We start from the raw sequence: 17,876 nt of genomic DNA on the forward strand, positions 1-17,876 counted from the left end.
CCTTCACATTGCCTTCGTCCCAAATAGCGCCGAAGGAAATCGTCAGACGCCGCGTTTGTTGCCCCAAAGCAGCACGTGCAGTTGCGGCAGCACGCGCGCCTCGAACCACCGATCTTCGGTCACCTTGTCGATCAGCCAGAGCATCCGGTCCATGATGCCGTCGATATCGACCTTTGCATCGTCATCCGCAGGTGGGGGCGGCGTGTGGTTGCCGGGTTGGAGATAAACCGGAAGCCTGGGATAGCGCGCCGCCGCCGCTCGAGCATAGAGGTAGTCGCGGTCGTCGAAGATAACGATCTTCAGTGCAAGCTGCGGCTTTTTCCCAGCCATTCTCAGGCAGGCGCCGAATGCGCTCCAGTCCGTCTCCATGCCGCTCGACGGCGGCTTCGGGCTGAGCACGAGGACGTCGAGATCGGCAAACCAGTCCTTGGCGACGCTGCCTTGGGTCTCCAGCGCGAAACGATAGCCGTCCTCATGCCCGCGCTCAAGCAGCGGGCGAAGCGGCTGGATCGCCGGGTTGCCGCCCGACAGCGACACCGTCAGCGGTTTGTTGCCCGAAAGCCGCACGACCTCCTGCCAGATATCGTCGACCGACATCGGATGCCATTGATCGCGATAATCGCTGTCGACCGCATGCAGCGTATCGCACCACGAACAGCGATAGTCGCAGCCCCCCGTCCTGACGAAGACCGTCGGAAGTCCGATCAGGATGCCTTCTCCCTGGATAGTCGGCCCGAAGATTTCGCTGACACGGATGTGCGTTTCTCGCGCGGCGCTCATGGCCGGTATTCCGCCCAGGTTTTCGGCGTTTCACTGACGCGCACGGCCGAAGTTTCCGGCAGGCGCTCCTTGCACCAATCGTAAAAATGCTTCGCCAGACATTCCGCCGTCACCTGATCATGACCGAGGACCTCGTTCAGATGACGATGGTCGAAGCACTCATCGATGTAGCGCTTCAGCGGCGCGAGTTCGTGGTAATCGCGGACAAATCCGTGGCTGTTGAGTGCTACTGCCGCAAGTTCCACCTCGACGACGTAATTGTGTCCGTGGAGGCGGGCGCATTGATGATCGGTGGGCAGGCTTGTGAGCTGATGAGAGGCGGAGAAATGGAATTCCTTGGTGATGCGAAACATCATTTCACCTCTTCGGCCAAAAAGCCCGCGGTTGCAGCCGCCCAGAAGTCCGGGTCTTCGTAATCTGTCGGATCCTCTATACCGGCCAGATGAAACGCCTCGCGCCGTTCGACGCAGGTGCCGCAGCGGCCACAGTGGCGCGCGCCGCCCTTGTAGCACGACCAGGTCTCAGCGAACGGAGTGCCGTTCCTGGCACCATCGGTCACGATGTCTGCCTTTGAGACGGTGACGTAAGGTGCAAAGAGGGAAACGCTGGCATAGCCGTCGAGCGCCTGCTTCTGCATCTCCTGGAACGCCTGGATGAAGCCCGGCCGGCAGTCCGGATAGATGAAGTGGTCCCCGCCATGCACGGCGACTGCAACCGCGTCGGCCTTTTGTGCCGCGGCAAGCCCGAAGGCGATAGAAAGCATGATGGCGTTGCGATTCGGGACGACCGTCGCCTTCATCGTCTCTTCGGCATAGTGTCCGTCCGGAACATCGATGTCGTCGGTCAGGGCCGATCCGGTGAGATGACTGCCTATATTCCTTATGTCGATGATCTGGTGGGGCACGCCTAGTCTTTTGGCGCAGGCGGCGGCGAAGTCCAGTTCCTTGCGATGCCGCTGTCCGTAGTCGAAGGAAAGAAGGCCGGTGAGTTCGTGTTCCGCGGCAACCTTGTGCGCGAGCGAAACGGAGTCCAATCCGCCGGAGCAGATGACGATGGTTTTCATGATGGATCCCTTGTTTTGACCGGGTGGGCTGCGACCGGATTACGGGAGCGCTTCTAAAGCAATCGAACCGGCTTGTGAAGGGTGCTGGCCGGAATATCCATTAGCATTTCCTTGCATAAGAAGTGCACGAAGCGCAAAATGCCGCCACGGCGGAACGGGGCTCTGCCGCCTTGGGGAGGAAATCATGGACAACTTGAACCTTACGACCCTGCACAAGGGCCAAACCGCCGTGCCGAACGTCGCGATCGATGCCTTCGCCGCAGGTTTGCGCGGCAGATTGCTCACGGAGAAGGATGCCGACTACGACGAGGCACGGGCCATATGGAACGGCATGGTCGACCGGCGCCCGGGTCTCATCGTGCGCTGCGCTGGTGCCGCCGACGTCATGAGAGCAGTCCGGTTCGCGCGTGAAAACAATCTTCTGCTGGCAGTGCGTGGCGGCGGGCATAACATCGCCGGCAACGCAATCTGTGAAGGCGGCCTGGTCATTGATCTATCGCCGATGAAATCGGTAAGGGTCGACCCGGGGACAAGGCGCTTGCGGGTCGAGCCGGGTGCAACGCTTGCAGACGTCGATAACGAAACGCAGGCTTTCGGGCTGGCCTTGCCGACAGGGATCAATTCCACGACCGGCATTGCCGGGCTCACGCTCGGCGGCGGCTTCGGCTGGCTCACGCGCAAATTCGGTCTGACGATTGATAATCTCATTTCGATGGAGGTGGTGACTGCTGACGGCAAGCTGGTGCGCGCAAGCGAGAAGGAAGAGCCGGATCTGTTTTGGGCGCTGCGCGGCGGCGGTGGCAACTTCGGGGTGGTAACCTCCTTTGAATTCCGGCTCCACGACCTGCCGGGCGAGGTTCTGGCGGGTCTGGTCGTCCATCCTTTTGCCGACGCCGAAATGGTGCTCAGAGAATATAGACAGGTGCTCGAAACGGCGCCGGACGAACTCACATGCTGGGTGGTCATGCGTCAGGCACCGCCGCTGCCTTTCCTGCCTGCCGAGTGGCATGGCAAGGAAATCCTTGTGCTCGCCATGTGCCATTGCGGCGACATCGAAGCGGGCAAGGTGGCTGCCGCGGGGCTTCGTGCCATCGGCAATCCGATCGCCGACGTCGTCGGCCCGGCGCCCTTTGCCGCCTGGCAACAGGCATTCGATCCGCTGCTGACGCCGGGCGCCCGCAACTATTGGAAGAGCCAGGATTTCGCAGAACTTTCGAATGCGGCGATCGCGGTTCTCCTCGATGCCGTTCGCAAGCTTCCGGGGCCAGAATGCGAGATATTCATCGGCCATGTGGGCGGTGCGGCGGGCCGCATCGCAGTAGAGGCGACCGCTTTTCCGCAGCGCAACTCTCATTTCGTCATGAACGTACATGCGCGTTGGCGCGAGAAATCGATGGATGGCGCCTGCATGGCTTGGGCACGCGAGCTTTTCGAAGCAACGAAGGAGCACGCCATCGGCACGGCTTACATCAACTTCATGCCCGAGGACGAAACCGATCGTGTTGAGACGGCCTATGGTGGCAATTATCAGCGCCTGACCGAGATCAAACTGCGTTACGATCCGCAGAATCTTTTCCGCATGAACCAGAATGTGACGCCACAGGCGGAAATGCGGGCCGCCAGCTGACCGGTCAGCAACACAACGGATGACACGTCAAGTGCCGCCGCAACGCTTATCATCGGCGGCACGCGTGAATGAAACCAGACGCCGCGGTTCGAGTGCGGCGCGGATCGCGTTCTTCGGCGCTGATGGCTCCGGGCGGCTATCAGACGTGCGAGGCGGAAGGACCAGGCGGTTTTGTATGTGCCGGATCTCTTGTCGAAGGTGATCCTCCGCAGGTCGCAGTGACCAACCTCCAGCCGACTTTTAGGGTCACCAAAGGTGTTGCGTCGCCGTTCGTGGCGTTATTGTACAACTCCAAAGATCGGGCCAAACCCGCCATGCCAGGATCTGTCATTGCGGCCCATGGCAGGGTTGTAAATTCCCACACCTCGCCCACCGTCGAGAAACAGTGCATTGGGGCATTTGAAATGGTCGCGGAACAGGCGCGCGAATTCATGGAAATTCACCGTGTCGTCGCTTGCGGCAAAGCGAACCGTGCCACCGCCGCAGACTCCCACACCGCTCCGACGGGTTCGGTCTGTCGAGCCTAAAATAAAGGCCGGATGCAGCTTGTTCTGCATGACAAGCAATGGACCAGACTGGGTGGCGAACCGCACCTTGGGCCGAAGTTTCAAAAATTGATCCGTCGGGAGTATTCCAGCGCCTGCGTCGTCAAGAAAGAACACGCCGTTCGGCTTCTTATAGAAATTTGGTAGCAGACCGGCTGAGCCTTCACCTCCGGCCGTATTGGCGGGTCGTAATTCTCGGCCGTTCTCGACATAAAGTCCTATCGGCGAAAAATCGGCACGGTACATCCCTGCGTTCATCGCGAATGTCAGAGCTCGTCCCTCTTTTCCCACGGCTTCGGCCACGCGCGAGAAATAGCGGTAAGGCTCGCCATTAACGTCCTTCCAGAACAATCGCAGGTCAGCTTTCCCCGGTTCCAGCGTGCAAACGATGTATCTCGCCTCCTTAAACGTTTCTTGCCCACAATCCTGGGCAAGAGCCGGTGGCAAGAGCGATATCAATGCAACCAGCATCATGGCTGCGATTAGCACACCATTTTTCAGATATGTCATCGCTGCCGATACCCTTATTTCAAGTTCTAATGGACCGCTCTTGTCTGCAATCACATGACATGGTTTGCTTGCCTTTCGAATGTGACGGCTTGCGAAAGTGGTGGCCACTATGGATAATCCCAGCAGTTCGAGGGAGACAGGGGCCAAGTTAGGAATCTTCATATCCCCATGTTCGTCAAGGCAATCAAAATCTCAGGATAGACGCGCCAGTACCGAAGAGCAGTTCTACACCGTAGGCCTGCTTCGTCGCGAGGTGCCAATTCGTAGCCGAAGACGTGTACGATCCCGCGCGACGTCTTGCTGTCGACGGAGCGCTACCGAGCGAGACAGATTCGAAGCGCATGCCTTGAGGCGATTTTCGCGGAAGAGCTGAAGGGATCGAGGGTTCATCGAGCTTCAATATGTCTGTGTTGGGGGGGGTGTAACGATGGCATCCTTCGACCACGACATCCTCATCATTGACGGCGGTGGAGCGGTACGTCCTTGCTTCGTAGAGGCGCATCCGCGGCGGTTTATGCTATCTTGAACAAATGTCGCTTGCCGACGCCCCAAGGGTGTCCGCCAAATCCCGTCCGGGCGGTGGAAGGCTTCGTTCTGCGGGACGTATCGCAAAAGGCAGAACGGAACCAGGTTCATCCGGCCGCGGTTAAACGGAAAAGGAGGGTTCCATCATGGTGCCGAACGAAATGGATGTTGTACTCGCCACTCTTCCGCTGCGGGTCGGCACTTATGTGCCGGACGATCTGCTTGAGGACTGGTTTGCTCCTGATACAGGCATGAATCCGGTCAGCGACCAATGCCTGAAGGCTGCGAAAGCTTACGGACGGAAGTTTGAGTGCGAGTTCAAGTATTATACGGATCGCCAGGAAGGAGTCTTTTGGAAATTCGTCCCAGCTATGTGACACGCTGCGGCCAAACCATAATTGGAGACAGCCGGCGCCGGAAGATAGAGTTGCGGCGCCGAAGTCCATCCGCCGAATCTCACTTAGTCGGGCACGACGACGAGTTTTCCGATGAAGTTCTTGGCCATGAAATCCGTCTGAGCCCGATGAAAATCCGATAGCGGATAGACGCCGCCGACGAGTGGCTTGATCTTTTTTTCCTCGATATAGCGGACGAGCCGACGGAAGTCGGCCCGCGTACCTTGGCTCGATCCATGCAGCTCCAATTGCTTCAGATACATCGTTCGAAGATCGAGTTGGACGACCGGCCCGCCGATTGCGCCGGCTGTCGTATATCGCCCTTCGGGGCGAAGGATTTTCAGGAGATCATTGAACATCGGCCCGGCAACAAGATCGGCCACGACGTCAACCGGTTCCCCGCCCGCCGCCTGATGGACGGCTTCGAGGAGGTCGCCCGCACCGCGCGTGATGACTGCTTCCGCGCCGATATCGAGCACCGCGTGCTCCTTGCCGGGACCGGCGATCGCGATCGGGATCGCGCCGCGCGCTCTTGCGAGCTGAATGATGGCCGAACCGACGCCGCCCGATGCGCCCGTCACCAGCACGCGCTCGCCTGCGGCGAGCCGCGCCCGTTCAAGCATCCGTTCTCCAGTCAGATAGGCACAGCAGAAGGTTGCAAGTTCGATGTCTGTGAGGTCGGTGTCGACGACATGGGCGTTTTCGGCGGGCAGTGCCATATATTGGGCATAGCCGCCGTCCCGGCCGTGGCCCATGTAGTCGATGTCGGCGAGGCTGTCGTCTTCGCGATTGTAGATCGAGAAATCGACCATCACGCGTTCGCCGATCCGGTTGGCGTCGATGCCGGCGCCGACCGCGACGATGTGACCGACGGCATCCGTCCCCTGGATGCGGGGGAACGTCAGCGTATTGCCCTTTCTGCGCCACGTAGAAACCGCCGACGGGTCGTCTTCGGTGCCATAGGCGCCCTGACGAACCCAGACATCGGTGTTGTTCATGCCGCAGGCCGTGACCTTGATGAGCACTTCACCCGCTGCCGGCGCCGGGACAGGGGTAGACTCGTTATAGACCAGCTTGTCGAGCCCGCCATGACCAACGAGCTGGACAGCAGCCATCGTCTTCGGAATAACGGTCATGTCACACACTCCCCCTTCAGATGGACTTGAAGACGCTGTCGATCGCCTCGGCCGCAGCCTTGACGACGATGTCGGCCTCGCCGCGCGTCAAGCAAAGCGGCGGCGCAAAGCCAAGGATGTCACCCTGCGGCATGGCGCGGCCGATGACGCCGCGTTCGAGCAATGCTGCTGAAACCTGCGGGCCGATCTTTTGCGAGGCATCGAAGAATTTGCGATCGTCCCGATCTGCAACGAACTCGACTGCCGCCATCATCCCGTCGCCACGTACTTCGCCAACGTTCTTGTGCCCGCCGACGGTCTTTGCCAGTTCCGAGCGGAAATAGGCGCCCGTGTCGCCGGCGTTCTTTACGAGATCAAGCTCATCGATCAGTTCCAGGTTGGCAATTCCAGCAGCGGCGCAGATCGGGTGCGCAGAGTAGGTCCAGCCATGACCGATCGCCCCCATCTGGTCGGAGCCCTGGACGAGAACCTGCCAGACTTTATCGGAAACGATAGTCCCGGAAAGCGGCGCATAGGCCGAGGTGAGACCTTTGGCGATGGTAATCAGGTCCGGCTTCATGCCGTAATGGTCCGAGCCGAACGTCGTGCCCAGACGCCCAAATCCGGTCACCACTTCGTCCGCAATGAGCAGGATATCGTATTTCTGCAGCACGGCCTGGATCTTCTGCCAGTATCCCCTGGGCGGCGGAACGATGCCGCCTGTTCCAAGGATCGGCTCGCCGATGAAGGCGGCGACGGTTTCGGGACCTTCGGTAAGTATCATCTCCTCAAGCTTGTCGGCGCAATGTTGCGAGAACTGCTCTTCGTCCATCGAGCGGTCGGAGCGGCGGAAATAATAGGGAGCTTCCGTGTGGAGGATGGGCGCGCGCGGCAGGTCGAAAGCCTTATGGAAAAGTTCAAGCCCCGTCAGCGAACCCGTCATGACGCCCGAGCCGTGATAACCCCGCCAGCGCGAGATGATCTTCTTCTTGTCCGCACGGCCGAGGATGTTGTTGTAATACCAGATGAGCTTGATGTTCGTCTCGTTCGCATCCGAACCTGAAAGACCGAAGTAGACGCGGCTCATGCCTTCCGGCGCGCGGTCGATGATCATCTTCGACAGCGTTATCGATGCTTCCGTGCCATGGCCAACATAGGCGTGATAATAGGCTAGGTTCTTAGCCTGTTCGGCGATCGCATCGGCGATCTTTTGCCGGCCATAGCCGACATTGACGCAGTAAAGTCCAGCAAAGGCATCGAGGCTCGTGCGGCCGCCCGTATCCGTGATGTAGACACCCTCGCCGCTGCCGATCACCCGCGTCGGCGTCTCGCCGCGTGCATGCGAGCCCATATGGGTGGAGGGGTGGAAGAAATGATCCCGGTCCCAGGCGTTGAGTTCGTTGCTTCTTTCCAGCATGGCGTTGTCCTTGATGTTAAAGAGTAAGAGGCCTCATGCGGCCGTGTCGATGCAAAGGTATTTGAGCTCGGTGAAGGCTTCGATTCCATGCCTTGAGCCCTCGCGCCCAAGTCCGGACTGTTTCCAGCCGCCGAAAGGAATGGGGCCGCCGGTGATCTTCACCCGGTTGATCGCCACCATGCCGTATTCGAGCGCCCGTCCAAGACGCAGCTGCCGGGCGCCATTTTCCGTGACGACATAGGCGACGAGACCGTATTCGGTAGCGTTCGCCCTTGCGATCACTTCGTCTTCCGTGTCGAAGATGCTAACGCCCGCGACAGGGCCGAAAGTCTCCTCGCGCATGATGAGGGCATCGTCAGGAACGTCTGTGAGCAGCGTCGGTTCGAAGAACAGTCTGCCGGCGGTATGACGTTTGCCGCCGGTTACCAGTCTTGCTCCGCCCTTCAACGCATCGGCAACCTGTTCCTCGACTTTGACGACGGCACGTTCGTGCATCAGTGGGCCGATATCGGCGTCCGCCGAAAGACCGTCTGCAACCTTGAGCGCTTCGATGCGTCGTGCAATTGCCTCAGCGAAACGATCGGCAATGGAGCGGTGCACGAAGATGCGATTGGCTGCCAGGCAATCCTGGCCCGATGTGGCGAACTTGGCGTCGATGGCAATTTTGGCAGCACGCTCGACGTCGGCATCGTCGAATATGATAAGCGGCGCGTGTCCGCCAAGCTCCATCACCAGTCTTTTCATGGTCGGCGCGCATTGAGCGGCAATGAGCTTGCCGATGCCGGTCGAGCCGGTGAAGCTCATTGCCCGGACGCGCTCGTCCTCGCACATGCGGCCGACGATGGCTGCCGCATCACCGGTGACGACATTGAATACGCCCGCCGGAATGCCGGCGCGCTCGCCGAGCTCTGCAAGTGCGAGTGCAGAAAGCGGGGTCTCGGATGAAGGATGAGAAACGACGGTGCAGCCCGCAGCAAGTGCTGCCGCCGCTTTGCGTGTTATCATGGCGGATGGAAAATTCCACGGCGTGACGATGCCGACGACACCAAGCGCCTCGCGGCGGACGATCATCTCTGCATCCGGCAGATGGCTGGTGACGTTTTCGGCGTTCAGCCGCTTGCCTTCCTCAGCGTACCACTCGACGAACGAGGCGGCATATTCGATCTCGCCCAGGGATTCCGAAAGCGGCTTGCCCTGCTCGAGCGTCATGATCAAGGCGAGATCGTGCTTTGATGCGAGCATGAGGTCGTGCCAGTTGCGCAGGATTTTTGCCCGGTGCTGCGGCAGCATGGCCCGCCAGGCAGGCATCGCCAGCGCCGCCGCGTCGATCGCCGCTGCGGTCTCGTCCGCGCCGAGGCTTGCTACCCAGGCAACGGTTGTGCCTGAAGCAGGATCGGTGACCTCGAAGCTCTTGCCGGCGTTACCCGCCGACCAGCGTCCGCCGACATAGGCGAGATTGCGCAGGAGATGCCTGTCCTTCAGGCGCGAAAGCGCATTATGAAATTCGGGGCGCGCAAAAACCGCGGTCATGATTTGTCTCCTCATTGCCGACAGCGAAGTCTCTCACAGGAGGAGACGAGAAATTGTCTGTTGCCGGGGGTCTGACGAGAGAGATTGACTAAGGCCACGGCCAATCGTGGCTGATCTGTCTACGAGCCGGATTGCGTTTCGAGGCATCGCGATCAAACGTTCTTCAAAACTATACCTTCTATACGCCAGACTCCCAGCGGCTCGGCGACGTGTCGTCGTCATCGATATATCCTGGGATCAATGCAGTCGGGACAGGAAGCCTCAGGCTAAATCCGCTTCTGTGTCGAGCTTTGCAGATCATCGATTCATTGGCACCGGAAAATCAATCCGCTGTTTTTCATGCCGCAGTTCCTACAGTTTCCAGTAGTGGACGGCGAATCGTCTTTGGCCTATCGATGAACCCATGCGATCGTCCCTGGAACATCTGCCGGAAGAAAAGCAGCGCGAGCTTGCCCGCGTCGTTGCGATCATCCATGAGGAGTTCGCCGATGCGCTGTCAGGGACGTCGGCCGCCTTCAAGAAGCGCGGCCGGATCTTAAAGATTCTGCTCTTCGGCTCCTACGCCCGCGGCAGTTGGGTCGACGAGCCGCACACGATGAAGGGCTACCGCTCCGACTACGACATCCTGGTGCTGGTCAATTCCAAGCAGCTGGCGGAACCGCAGTACTGGGACAAAACGACCGACCGGCTGATGTGGGACAAAGGCGTGAAGACGCCGGTCGGGCTGATCGTCCATGGCGCCAGGGAGGTGAACAACTTTCTGGCCGACGGCCAGTATTTCTTCGTCGACATCCTGCGCGAGGGCATCGTGCTCTACGAGCTCGACGACCGGCCGTTGGCCGAACCTAAGCCACTCTCACCTGCCGATGCACTGAGAGTGGCCAAGGAGCATTTCGAGAGGCGCTACCCCGAAGCCCAGTTAACGCTTAGGACCGCGCAATGGCAGGCCAGCCAAATTGGTGAATCGACCGAATGGGCGCGTCTGGCAGCGTTTAGCCTGCACCAAGCAAACGAACATGCTTTTGCGACCGCGCTCTTGACGCTGACCAACTACAGCCCGCCGTCGCACAATCTGAAATTCCTGCGGGGGTTGGCCGAAGATCAGGACCGCAGGCTCATCGACGCCTGGCCGCGCGATCAGCACCGCTACACCGCCTGGTACAACATTCTCAACGAAGCCTATGTAAAGGCGCGATACTCGAAACACTTCGAGATCACCGAAGAAGGGCTTGCCTGGCTGCTTGAGCGAACGGAGCATCTACATCAGATTGTTGCAGCCATCTGCAAGGAGCGCTTGGCCGAACTGGAGCGGCAAGCGGCGACGACTGAAGACGGCGCCTAAAATGCGGCATGCCCGCAACGGCATGGGGGGTCCAAATCCCTACTCCGCTACATCAGAACGGTTGCTCGGGCCCGGAGGTATAGATTATTCGACACGGGTATGTCCGGTGACAATTCGACGTATTCCCTCAACACAGATCGGGAAACGACGAGAGCTAATAGCCGTTAATACCGCTGCCGCGAACTGGGCCTATCCCTTGCGGCTGTGCATAGGTTGTGTTGTCTGAGCCGGTGGTTGTACACCCTGAAAGGGTCAAAAGTGCTATTGCTGCGGCGGCCAAAAGATATTTCAGAGGCATGGGATTATCCTACCATGGAAGACTGCCCAGGCCCCAGGGGCCAGAGCCCGGATACTCCCTTAAATCATCTGCAATGGCAAGCGGACGGAGGTAACCGAGGAAGTGCCTCCACGGTATCGGGCGGCGGTGATCGTCAGTCGAGGCGGACAACCTTATTGTGGGAAGCATACATCACGCATCGCATGTCGCACGTGTTCGGTATTCCCCATTCCTAGAATCACACCTCGCCAAGCATCGATGGGCTGCACGCACGACGGAACAGGGCGGTTCCTCAAAGCAGATACAAAAGCTCGACGATCGCCGCAACTGTGTCGAGGATTGGCAATGCCAAACCAGCCAGGGCCAAAGAGATGATAGGCCAATTTGATTGGGCTTGGGCGGGTTTGTTGTTCCTGTCAACATCCATAATCGCGCCTCCATGTGAATTGATATAGGATACCCGCATTAAGATGGAAGCCACGCCACCGCCCTTTCATCTTGTGGTCCCTACCCGAGCCGCCGTCTTCTTAGCCGGGAAGGTGAGGGGCACCCCTGCGGCACTGGGATCATGCGCGTGCGCATGAGAAGGAAAAGTTCACGGTGAAAAAAGGAAACAGCCCCGCCCCATGGGAGTGGAGGGCGAGGCTGAACTGGGAGGAGTAAATCACCGCCGTAAACTGGCGGCTCACCAGAAACTAGGGCAAGCTCTCAGTTTCCCAGGCGGTCAAATCGTCGCAGGCCGCGATAGTTCGATGGCTGATACTTCCGGCAATACCAGCGAGTGATCGTTAGATGCGGGACTGGAAGAATTATTTCACGGCGCCATTTACTGAATTCTAAGGAACATGGCTCGGTGAGGTCCGCGTTTTATCAGCCCGATGGACGTCGACATCGAAGGCAACGGCGATATCCACGCGCTGATACAGTCGAGGACCTCGCCGGTCATGCGCCCAAGCAGCAAGTATCCGAGTGCCGAAGCTAGTTTGCGTGTCCAGCCAGACCAAGCCTGGTGATGACGCGCTGGGAAAAGAAGCCCCGCAAGGGGACGGGGCTCAAGAAATGATGAGCAGCGCCCTAGAGCGGGCGACGTCGGAAAGTACGCTTCATAGCTCGCATCTTCAAGATGCACGCACTAAGGTTTCAGGCCGCGCCCATGGCCAAGTCTCATCGTTCGAAGCCACTCTAGGCGACTGACGGACGATTGATCATCGTGCGAGAGAGGCTGGTGAGGCGAGCCGTCTGCTTGATGCTGAGAACGTGCCAAGGCTGTCAGCCTAGGGCGAGCGCCCCGCTGCAAGGGCTGCCTCGATATCTTTTCGCCGCCAGCCCACTTCGGGATCGGGCGGCTGAGCGAAGCGGACGTAGGCGAGGGCGGCTTGTCGACAATCGATTTGTTCATAGCCCACCACGGGCTTGTCACCGACGTTGCCGGCGGCACAAATGCCGAGAGCCTTTTGTTCGTGGTAATGGGCAGTCAAACGGTGATGAGCCGCAAACTCAGTTGTTTTAGAATGGCAACGGAGGTCAAGAGCAGAACGGCCACGTGATCTCGTGGCAGCGGCGTGACGTCAATCTGCCGCCCGACCCCATTCTCAAGTTAATGGCGGTCGCGTCCTGCCGCAGCGTCTACATCATCTGGTCGTTTACGCAAGGCGATCGATCAATCGCCCTTTTCTCTCGTCGCCCCCGCCAACAGCTTTAGCTGTTCTGGTTCACGCACGCCTTGCCGATACAATTCGATGATGATCGATGCCAGGTGATCGACTACTGATCTGTCGTTGGCCAGCTGAAATTCAGCGCACAGTTCGTCCAGAACCATGTCGCAGATCGCGAGGTCTTCAGACGTAAGCGGGACGTCGCGGAGGCGGGGCTGGTGCGTGTCGGTCATGGTTGTGGCTCCCCCATCTGCTCTTAGCGTTCTTGCGACGATCTTTCCACATTTCCAGATTTTCCTTCCAATCAGGCGCCGCAACCGAGAAGGCTGCGGCAATCCCGAAGTAGCTATCATAGAAGCGCTTAGCCGGCGGCGCTGGACGACCACTCAACTAGATACTCAGTTCCGAATTCAGCAGTCGGTATCCGCCACGTTGCCGAATCGAAGCTATCCGGGCAAGGAATATTGAGTTTTTCCGCCAATGCCCAGCAGCGATGCAACGCCTTTGGCAAGCGGAAACGAAAAGTCCGGCCTGGCAAGCAGCGGCATAATCCAACGGCTCGAACAGACTTGCACGACTCCGGTAGTGGGATCCAGATTGCTCACGGTGAACCAATCAAAGATGCGATGGGAAGGACCGTTTCGTCCTTGACCGTCTTCGTAACGATATAAGTGAAGTAGCGTTCGATGCCGAGTTCGCGGTCGAGCAGGTCGTCGATCAGCCGCTGATAGGCATCGATGTCGGGTGCTGCGATTTTCAGAAAATAGTCGATCCCGCCGCCGACCGACCAGCAGCCGACGATTTCGGGAATGGTCGCGATCACCCGTTCGAAGCGCTCGAAGTCGCTCTGGCGATGATTGGCAAGCGTCAGCTCCACCATGACGCTGGCGACCGGTGCGATCCGGCGGAGTGCGATGCGGGCATGGTAGCCAGTGACGATACCCGCTTTTTCCAGTTTTCTCAGCCGCATCCAGCAAGGTGTCGGCGAAAGCCCGGCCTTTTCGGCAAGCGCCAACTTGGTGATGCGCCCGTCACGCTGAATGGCGTCGAGGATACGCAGATCGATGGCGTCGAGTTTCATGGCATTTCCGGGTGCGCGAAATCATTCCAAAGATGAGGAAAAGACAATGGGAGCGCATTTTGCCATTGTCAATTGAACTGATTTTCACCAGTGTCTAAATCATGACAAATTGGCGCCCTGATCCTTCTCAGCTTCGCCGGCCGGCCTATCTTTCGCTTGCCGAACAGATTGCCCGTGCAATTACCGACGGGAAGCTTTCCGACGGTGTCCGGCTGCCGCCGCATCGAAAAATGGCCGATGACCTGCAGCTTTCCGTGCAGACAGTGAGCCGGGCCTATGACGAACTGATTCGGCGCGGCCTGATATCCGGCGAGATCGGCCGTGGCAGTTTCGTGCAGACCCAGCCGCGCGAGCCCGAACCCCCTTACCTGCCGGAGCGGCTTGGTGAGGTGATCGACCTTTCGATCTTAAAGCCCGTTTGCGAGCAGTTGCATCTTGAAAAAATGCGCCAGGCGTTTGGCTGGCTTTCGGAGAATCTTCCATCAAGTTCGGCCCTGTCTTTCAGGCCGAACATGGTCTTCCCGCGTCACCGCGCCATTGCGGCGGACTGGCTGTCCCGCTGTGGCCTGGACGTCTCTCCGTTGAATATCTGCCTTACGAATGGCGCAACGTCCGGCATGACCGTCGCGCTGATGAGCGTTGCGCCGCCTGGCTCCACCGTTGCGACCGAAGCGATCAGCCATCATACGCTCGTGCCGCTTTCCACCTATCTCGGCCTTCATCTCGAAGGTCTGGCGATCGACGAGGAGGGCATGATCCCCGAAGCGCTCGACGAGGCTTGCCGCAAGGGTCCGATCCGCGCGGTCTTTCTGCAGCCGTCCGTCATCAATCCGATGGCGGCGCTGATGAGCGCCAAGCGCCGGCAGCAGCTCGCCGATGTCGCGGCGCGCCACGACATCGCCATCATCGAAAACGACATCCTCGGGCCGCTGGTGGAAGATCGCGCGCCGCCGATTGCCGCTTTTGCGCCGGAGCGCACGCTCTACGTCACGAGCTTCACGAAGATCACTGTACCGGGCCTACGCATCGGCTATCTCGCAGCCCCCGACCGCTATGTCGCCGCTGTTGCGAACCGCCATCTCGTTTCGAGCTGGATGGCGACACCGGCGATTGCCGAAATCGCCACCCGATGGGTAAGCGACGGCACGGCTCTTGAACTTGTCAAATGGCAGCGCGAGGCGCTGAAGGGCCGGCATGCCATCGCGGCGGAGGCCCTGGCGGGGCTTGCCTATCGCGCCCATCCGCAGAGCCTTCACGTCTGGCTGCCGCTTTCGGGCGACCACCTGGAAGATTCCTTCGTATCGCAGGCCCGCCTGCGCGGCGTTGCGATTGCGCCCGGCACCTCTTTCAGAACTGCGGACCAAGGGTGGACGCCCGCTGTGCGCATTTCACTCGGCTCGACCACGGAAAACGAATTGCGCACCGGCCTTGGGGTTGTCGCATCTCTGGCGCAAGGAAATCCCGAGGCGCTGCTGCTTGCGATTTGACGCTGCTGCCCACGGAATGTGCAGTGCCAGAATAATTGTCATGATATTATTTTGCGAATTGACATGATTTCGATTGGCCGTCATCGTTAGCGCATTGCCTGTCTCAACAGGGGGACATGAATGACGGCGCCCATCATCCGCATCGACAACATCGTCAAGAAATACGGTCCGCTGACCGTGCTCGATGGTCTGTCGATGAATGTCATGCCGGGCGAGAAGCTGGCGCTGATCGGGCCGTCCGGATCGGGAAAAACGACGATCCTGCGCATCCTGATGACGCTTGAATCGATCAACGGTGGCCATATCGAGGTCGACGGCGAGCAGCTCTACCACATGCCCCGAGGCAAGGAGCTGGTCCCGGCAGACGAGCGCCATCTGCATCGCATGCGCGAGAAGATCGGCATGGTCTTCCAGCACTTCAATCTGTTTCCACACAAATGTGTTCTCGACAACGTGACGCTTGCGCCGATGCTGACGAAAGGCCTCAAGCGGGCCGATGCGGAAAAGCGCGCGATGGCGCTCCTGGATATGGTCGGCATGGCCGACAAGGCCAAGAGCGTTCCCGCCCAACTGTCTGGCGGTCAGAAGCAGCGCGTCGCAATCGCAAGAGCCCTCGCGCTGTCGCCGAAGATCATGCTCTTCGACGAGGTGACATCGGCGCTTGATCCGGAACTCGTCGAGGAGGTCTTGAGCGTCATGAAGCACCTCGCGTCGGAAACCGACATGACGATGCTTCTCGTCACGCACGAAATGGGCTTCGCTCACGATTTTGCCGATCGCGTGCTGTTTTTCGACCGCGGCAAGATCGTCGAGGAAGGCAAACCCAACGACATTTTCCGCAATCCGACGCAGGAGCGGACGCAAACCTTCCTGCGCAAGATCATCGCGGCGGGACATCGCATCTGACCGCTGTACATCCTCAAGTAATAATCCAAGGAAAACCAGGAGCAGGGAACATGAAAAAGACGATTCTTCTAAGTGCAGCCGCATTTTCCGCACTTCTTTCGGTGGCGATTGCGCCAGCGCAGGCGGTCGATCTCGATCAGCTGAAGGAGCAGGGCTTTGCCCGCATCGCCATCGCAAACGAGCCGCCGTTCACGTCGGTCGGCGCGGACGGAAAGGTATCGGGCGCCGCTCCCGACGTTGCACGGGTGATTTTCGAGCGCCTCGGCGTCAAGGAAGTGGTTGCCTCGATCTCCGAATACGGTGCGATGATCCCGGGCCTGCAGGCGGGCCGCCACGATGCGATCACCGCCGGTCTCTTCATGAAGCCCGAGCGTTGCGCTGCCGTCGCCTACTCGGAGCCGATGCTCTGCGACGCGGAGGCCTTCGCCGTCAAGAAGGGCAATCCGTTGAAGCTCAAGAGCTTTAAGGACATCGCCGACAATTCGGATGCGAGGATCGGTGCTCCCGGCGGCGGCACGGAAGAAAAGCTCGCGCTTGAGGCCGGCGTGCCGCGTGACCGGGTCATCGTCGTTCCGGACGGCCAGAGCGGCATCAAGATGCTGCAGGATGGCCGCATCGATGCCTATTCCCTGCCGGTTCTGTCGATCCACGACCTGATGGCCAAGGCGAATGATGCAAACCTCGAGACAGTCGCACCGGTCGTTGGCGCTCCCGTCTATTGCGATGGCGCCGCCTTCCGCAAGCAGGATGTTGCACTTCGTGACGCCTATGACGTCGAGCTCAAGAAGCTGAAGGAATCCGGCGAGTTCGCGAAGATCATCGAGCCCTACGGTTTCTCGGCGGCGGCCGCGATGTCGACCAGCCGCGACAAGCTCTGCGCGGCAAAATAGTCCAGCGGACTTCCGGCTCCGCCCTGAAATGCGGAGCCGGATCCTCAATCCTCTGAAAGGGACCCGTCCAGATGTCGGTATGGTCCGGCTACCTCACATTGATCCTTGAAGGCGCGCTTGTAACCATCAAGCTCACTCTCATGGGATCGGCACTGGCGCTCGTCATGGCATTCGCCGCCGGGCTCGCGCGGCTTTCGCGCTTGTTCGCCATCCGGGCGCTTGCGACGGCCTATATCGAATTCTTTCGCGGCACCTCGATTTTCGTCCAGCTGTTTTGGGTCTATTTCGTGCTGCCCTTTGCCGGGCTCACTCTGACGCCGCTCCAGGCGGGCGTTCTTGCGCTCGGGCTGAATGTCGGCGCCTACGCGGCCGAAGTCGTTCGCGGCGCTGTAAAGGCGATCGGGCGCGAACAGAGCGAAGCCTGCGTCGCGCTCAACCTGTCGCGCTACCAGCGCATGCGCTACATCATCCTGCCGCAGGCACTCCCTTTGATGCTGCCGACCTTCTGCAACAATGCGATTGAGCTGCTGAAGGGCACCGCCGTCGTCTCGCTGATTTCGCTGACGGATCTGACCTTCCAGGCACAGGTCGTGCGGGCGCAGACGGGCAATACGCTGATACCGTTTGCGACCATTCTCGTTCTCTACTTCCTGATGGCCTGGGCAATTTCGACTGCGATGCGCTGGCTTGAGCGGCGCATGACCCGCGGTCTCGACGGAATGAGGGTCTAG

General features: G+C 59.5%; 17 protein-coding genes. 7 read left to right on the forward strand and 10 right to left on the reverse strand.

What is annotated here, in order from left to right; all coding sequences use genetic code 11:
- Positions 1–42: 42 nt before the first annotated feature.
- From queE to queC, 3 genes are read right to left on the reverse strand one after another with little or no spacing between them, the layout of a single operon-like run.
- Entirely contained in the window at positions 43–780 is a 738-nt protein-coding gene (gene queE, locus ACZ9BX_RS24765; RefSeq protein WP_476220722.1) for a 7-carboxy-7-deazaguanine synthase QueE, read from the reverse strand.
- On the reverse strand, positions 777–1,133 hold the full coding sequence (gene queD / locus ACZ9BX_RS24770) for a 6-carboxytetrahydropterin synthase QueD (RefSeq protein WP_087005130.1): 357 nt from the start codon (positions 1,131–1,133) through the stop codon (positions 777–779). Before queD ends, queE begins: the two co-directional genes overlap by 4 nt.
- A complete protein-coding gene (queC, locus tag ACZ9BX_RS24775) occupies positions 1,133–1,843 on the reverse strand; it encodes a 7-cyano-7-deazaguanine synthase QueC (protein WP_476220724.1) in 711 nt (236 codons plus the stop codon). The genes queD and queC overlap by 1 nt, the downstream gene beginning before the upstream one ends.
- Positions 1,844–2,027: 184 nt before the next feature.
- Between queC and ACZ9BX_RS24780 the strand changes: the two genes are divergently transcribed.
- Positions 2,028–3,470, forward strand: coding sequence for an FAD-binding oxidoreductase (locus ACZ9BX_RS24780; RefSeq protein ID WP_476220726.1), 1,443 nt, complete (start codon positions 2,028–2,030; stop codon positions 3,468–3,470).
- A gap of 278 nt (positions 3,471–3,748) precedes the next feature.
- Here ACZ9BX_RS24780 and ACZ9BX_RS24785 read toward each other — a convergent pair whose 3' ends face one another.
- Positions 3,749–4,525: a phosphodiester glycosidase family protein gene (locus ACZ9BX_RS24785; RefSeq protein ID WP_476223030.1), complete on the reverse strand. Its 777-nt coding sequence runs from the start codon at positions 4,523–4,525 to the stop codon at positions 3,749–3,751.
- Positions 4,526–5,196: 671 nt separating this feature from the next.
- Between ACZ9BX_RS24785 and ACZ9BX_RS24790 the strand changes: the two genes are divergently transcribed.
- The gene (locus ACZ9BX_RS24790; protein ID WP_027513777.1) at positions 5,197–5,427 is read left to right on the forward strand and encodes a hypothetical protein; all 231 of its coding nucleotides are present in this window, start codon (positions 5,197–5,199) and stop codon (positions 5,425–5,427) included.
- An 83-nt stretch (positions 5,428–5,510) separates the two neighbouring features.
- Here the strand turns inward: ACZ9BX_RS24790 and ACZ9BX_RS24795 are convergent, their stop codons facing one another.
- From ACZ9BX_RS24795 to ACZ9BX_RS24805, 3 genes are read right to left on the reverse strand one after another with little or no spacing between them, the layout of a single operon-like run.
- Positions 5,511–6,581, reverse strand: coding sequence for an alcohol dehydrogenase family protein (locus ACZ9BX_RS24795; RefSeq protein ID WP_476220728.1), 1,071 nt, complete (start codon positions 6,579–6,581; stop codon positions 5,511–5,513).
- Positions 6,582–6,597: 16 nt separating this feature from the next.
- Positions 6,598–7,977 (reverse strand): aminotransferase, encoded by a 1,380-nt coding sequence (locus ACZ9BX_RS24800; RefSeq protein ID WP_476220729.1) that lies wholly within the window; start codon positions 7,975–7,977, stop codon positions 6,598–6,600.
- 33 nt (positions 7,978–8,010) lie between these two features.
- The gene (locus ACZ9BX_RS24805; RefSeq protein WP_476220730.1) at positions 8,011–9,507 is read right to left on the reverse strand and encodes an NAD-dependent succinate-semialdehyde dehydrogenase; all 1,497 of its coding nucleotides are present in this window, start codon (positions 9,505–9,507) and stop codon (positions 8,011–8,013) included.
- 403 nt (positions 9,508–9,910) lie between these two features.
- On the opposite strand from ACZ9BX_RS24805, the gene ACZ9BX_RS24810 reads away from it, so the two are divergent.
- Entirely contained in the window at positions 9,911–10,849 is a 939-nt protein-coding gene (locus ACZ9BX_RS24810; RefSeq protein WP_476220731.1) for a nucleotidyltransferase and HEPN domain-containing protein, read from the forward strand.
- 569 nt (positions 10,850–11,418) lie between these two features.
- Here ACZ9BX_RS24810 and ACZ9BX_RS24815 read toward each other — a convergent pair.
- From ACZ9BX_RS24815 to ACZ9BX_RS24825, 3 genes are all read right to left on the reverse strand, one after another.
- The gene (locus ACZ9BX_RS24815; RefSeq protein ID WP_260308537.1) at positions 11,419–11,553 is read right to left on the reverse strand and encodes a hypothetical protein; all 135 of its coding nucleotides are present in this window, start codon (positions 11,551–11,553) and stop codon (positions 11,419–11,421) included.
- A 1,233-nt stretch (positions 11,554–12,786) separates the two neighbouring features.
- Entirely contained in the window at positions 12,787–13,014 is a 228-nt protein-coding gene (locus ACZ9BX_RS24820; protein WP_476220732.1) for a hypothetical protein, read from the reverse strand.
- Between the two features lie 368 nt (positions 13,015–13,382).
- Positions 13,383–13,862, reverse strand: a complete 480-nt coding sequence (locus ACZ9BX_RS24825) for an Lrp/AsnC family transcriptional regulator (RefSeq protein WP_027513661.1) — start codon at positions 13,860–13,862, stop codon at positions 13,383–13,385.
- Between the two features lie 101 nt (positions 13,863–13,963).
- Between ACZ9BX_RS24825 and ehuR the strand changes: the two genes are divergently transcribed.
- The 4 genes from ehuR (at position 13,964) to ehuC (ending at position 17,876) form a co-directional block, all read left to right on the forward strand.
- Complete coding sequence (gene ehuR / locus ACZ9BX_RS24830) at positions 13,964–15,349, forward strand: MocR-like ectoine utilization transcription factor EhuR (RefSeq protein ID WP_476220734.1); 1,386 nt, start codon at positions 13,964–13,966, stop codon at positions 15,347–15,349.
- A gap of 120 nt (positions 15,350–15,469) precedes the next feature.
- Positions 15,470–16,255: an ectoine/hydroxyectoine ABC transporter ATP-binding protein EhuA gene (ehuA, locus tag ACZ9BX_RS24835; protein ID WP_087000847.1), complete on the forward strand. Its 786-nt coding sequence runs from the start codon at positions 15,470–15,472 to the stop codon at positions 16,253–16,255.
- A gap of 50 nt (positions 16,256–16,305) precedes the next feature.
- The gene (ehuB, locus tag ACZ9BX_RS24840) at positions 16,306–17,145 is read left to right on the forward strand and encodes an ectoine/hydroxyectoine ABC transporter substrate-binding protein EhuB (protein ID WP_476220736.1); all 840 of its coding nucleotides are present in this window, start codon (positions 16,306–16,308) and stop codon (positions 17,143–17,145) included.
- 71 nt (positions 17,146–17,216) lie between these two features.
- On the forward strand, positions 17,217–17,876 hold the full coding sequence (gene ehuC, locus ACZ9BX_RS24845) for an ectoine/hydroxyectoine ABC transporter permease subunit EhuC (RefSeq protein WP_132558438.1): 660 nt from the start codon (positions 17,217–17,219) through the stop codon (positions 17,874–17,876).

Source organism: Rhizobium sp. USDA 3886 (assembly GCF_056279785.1).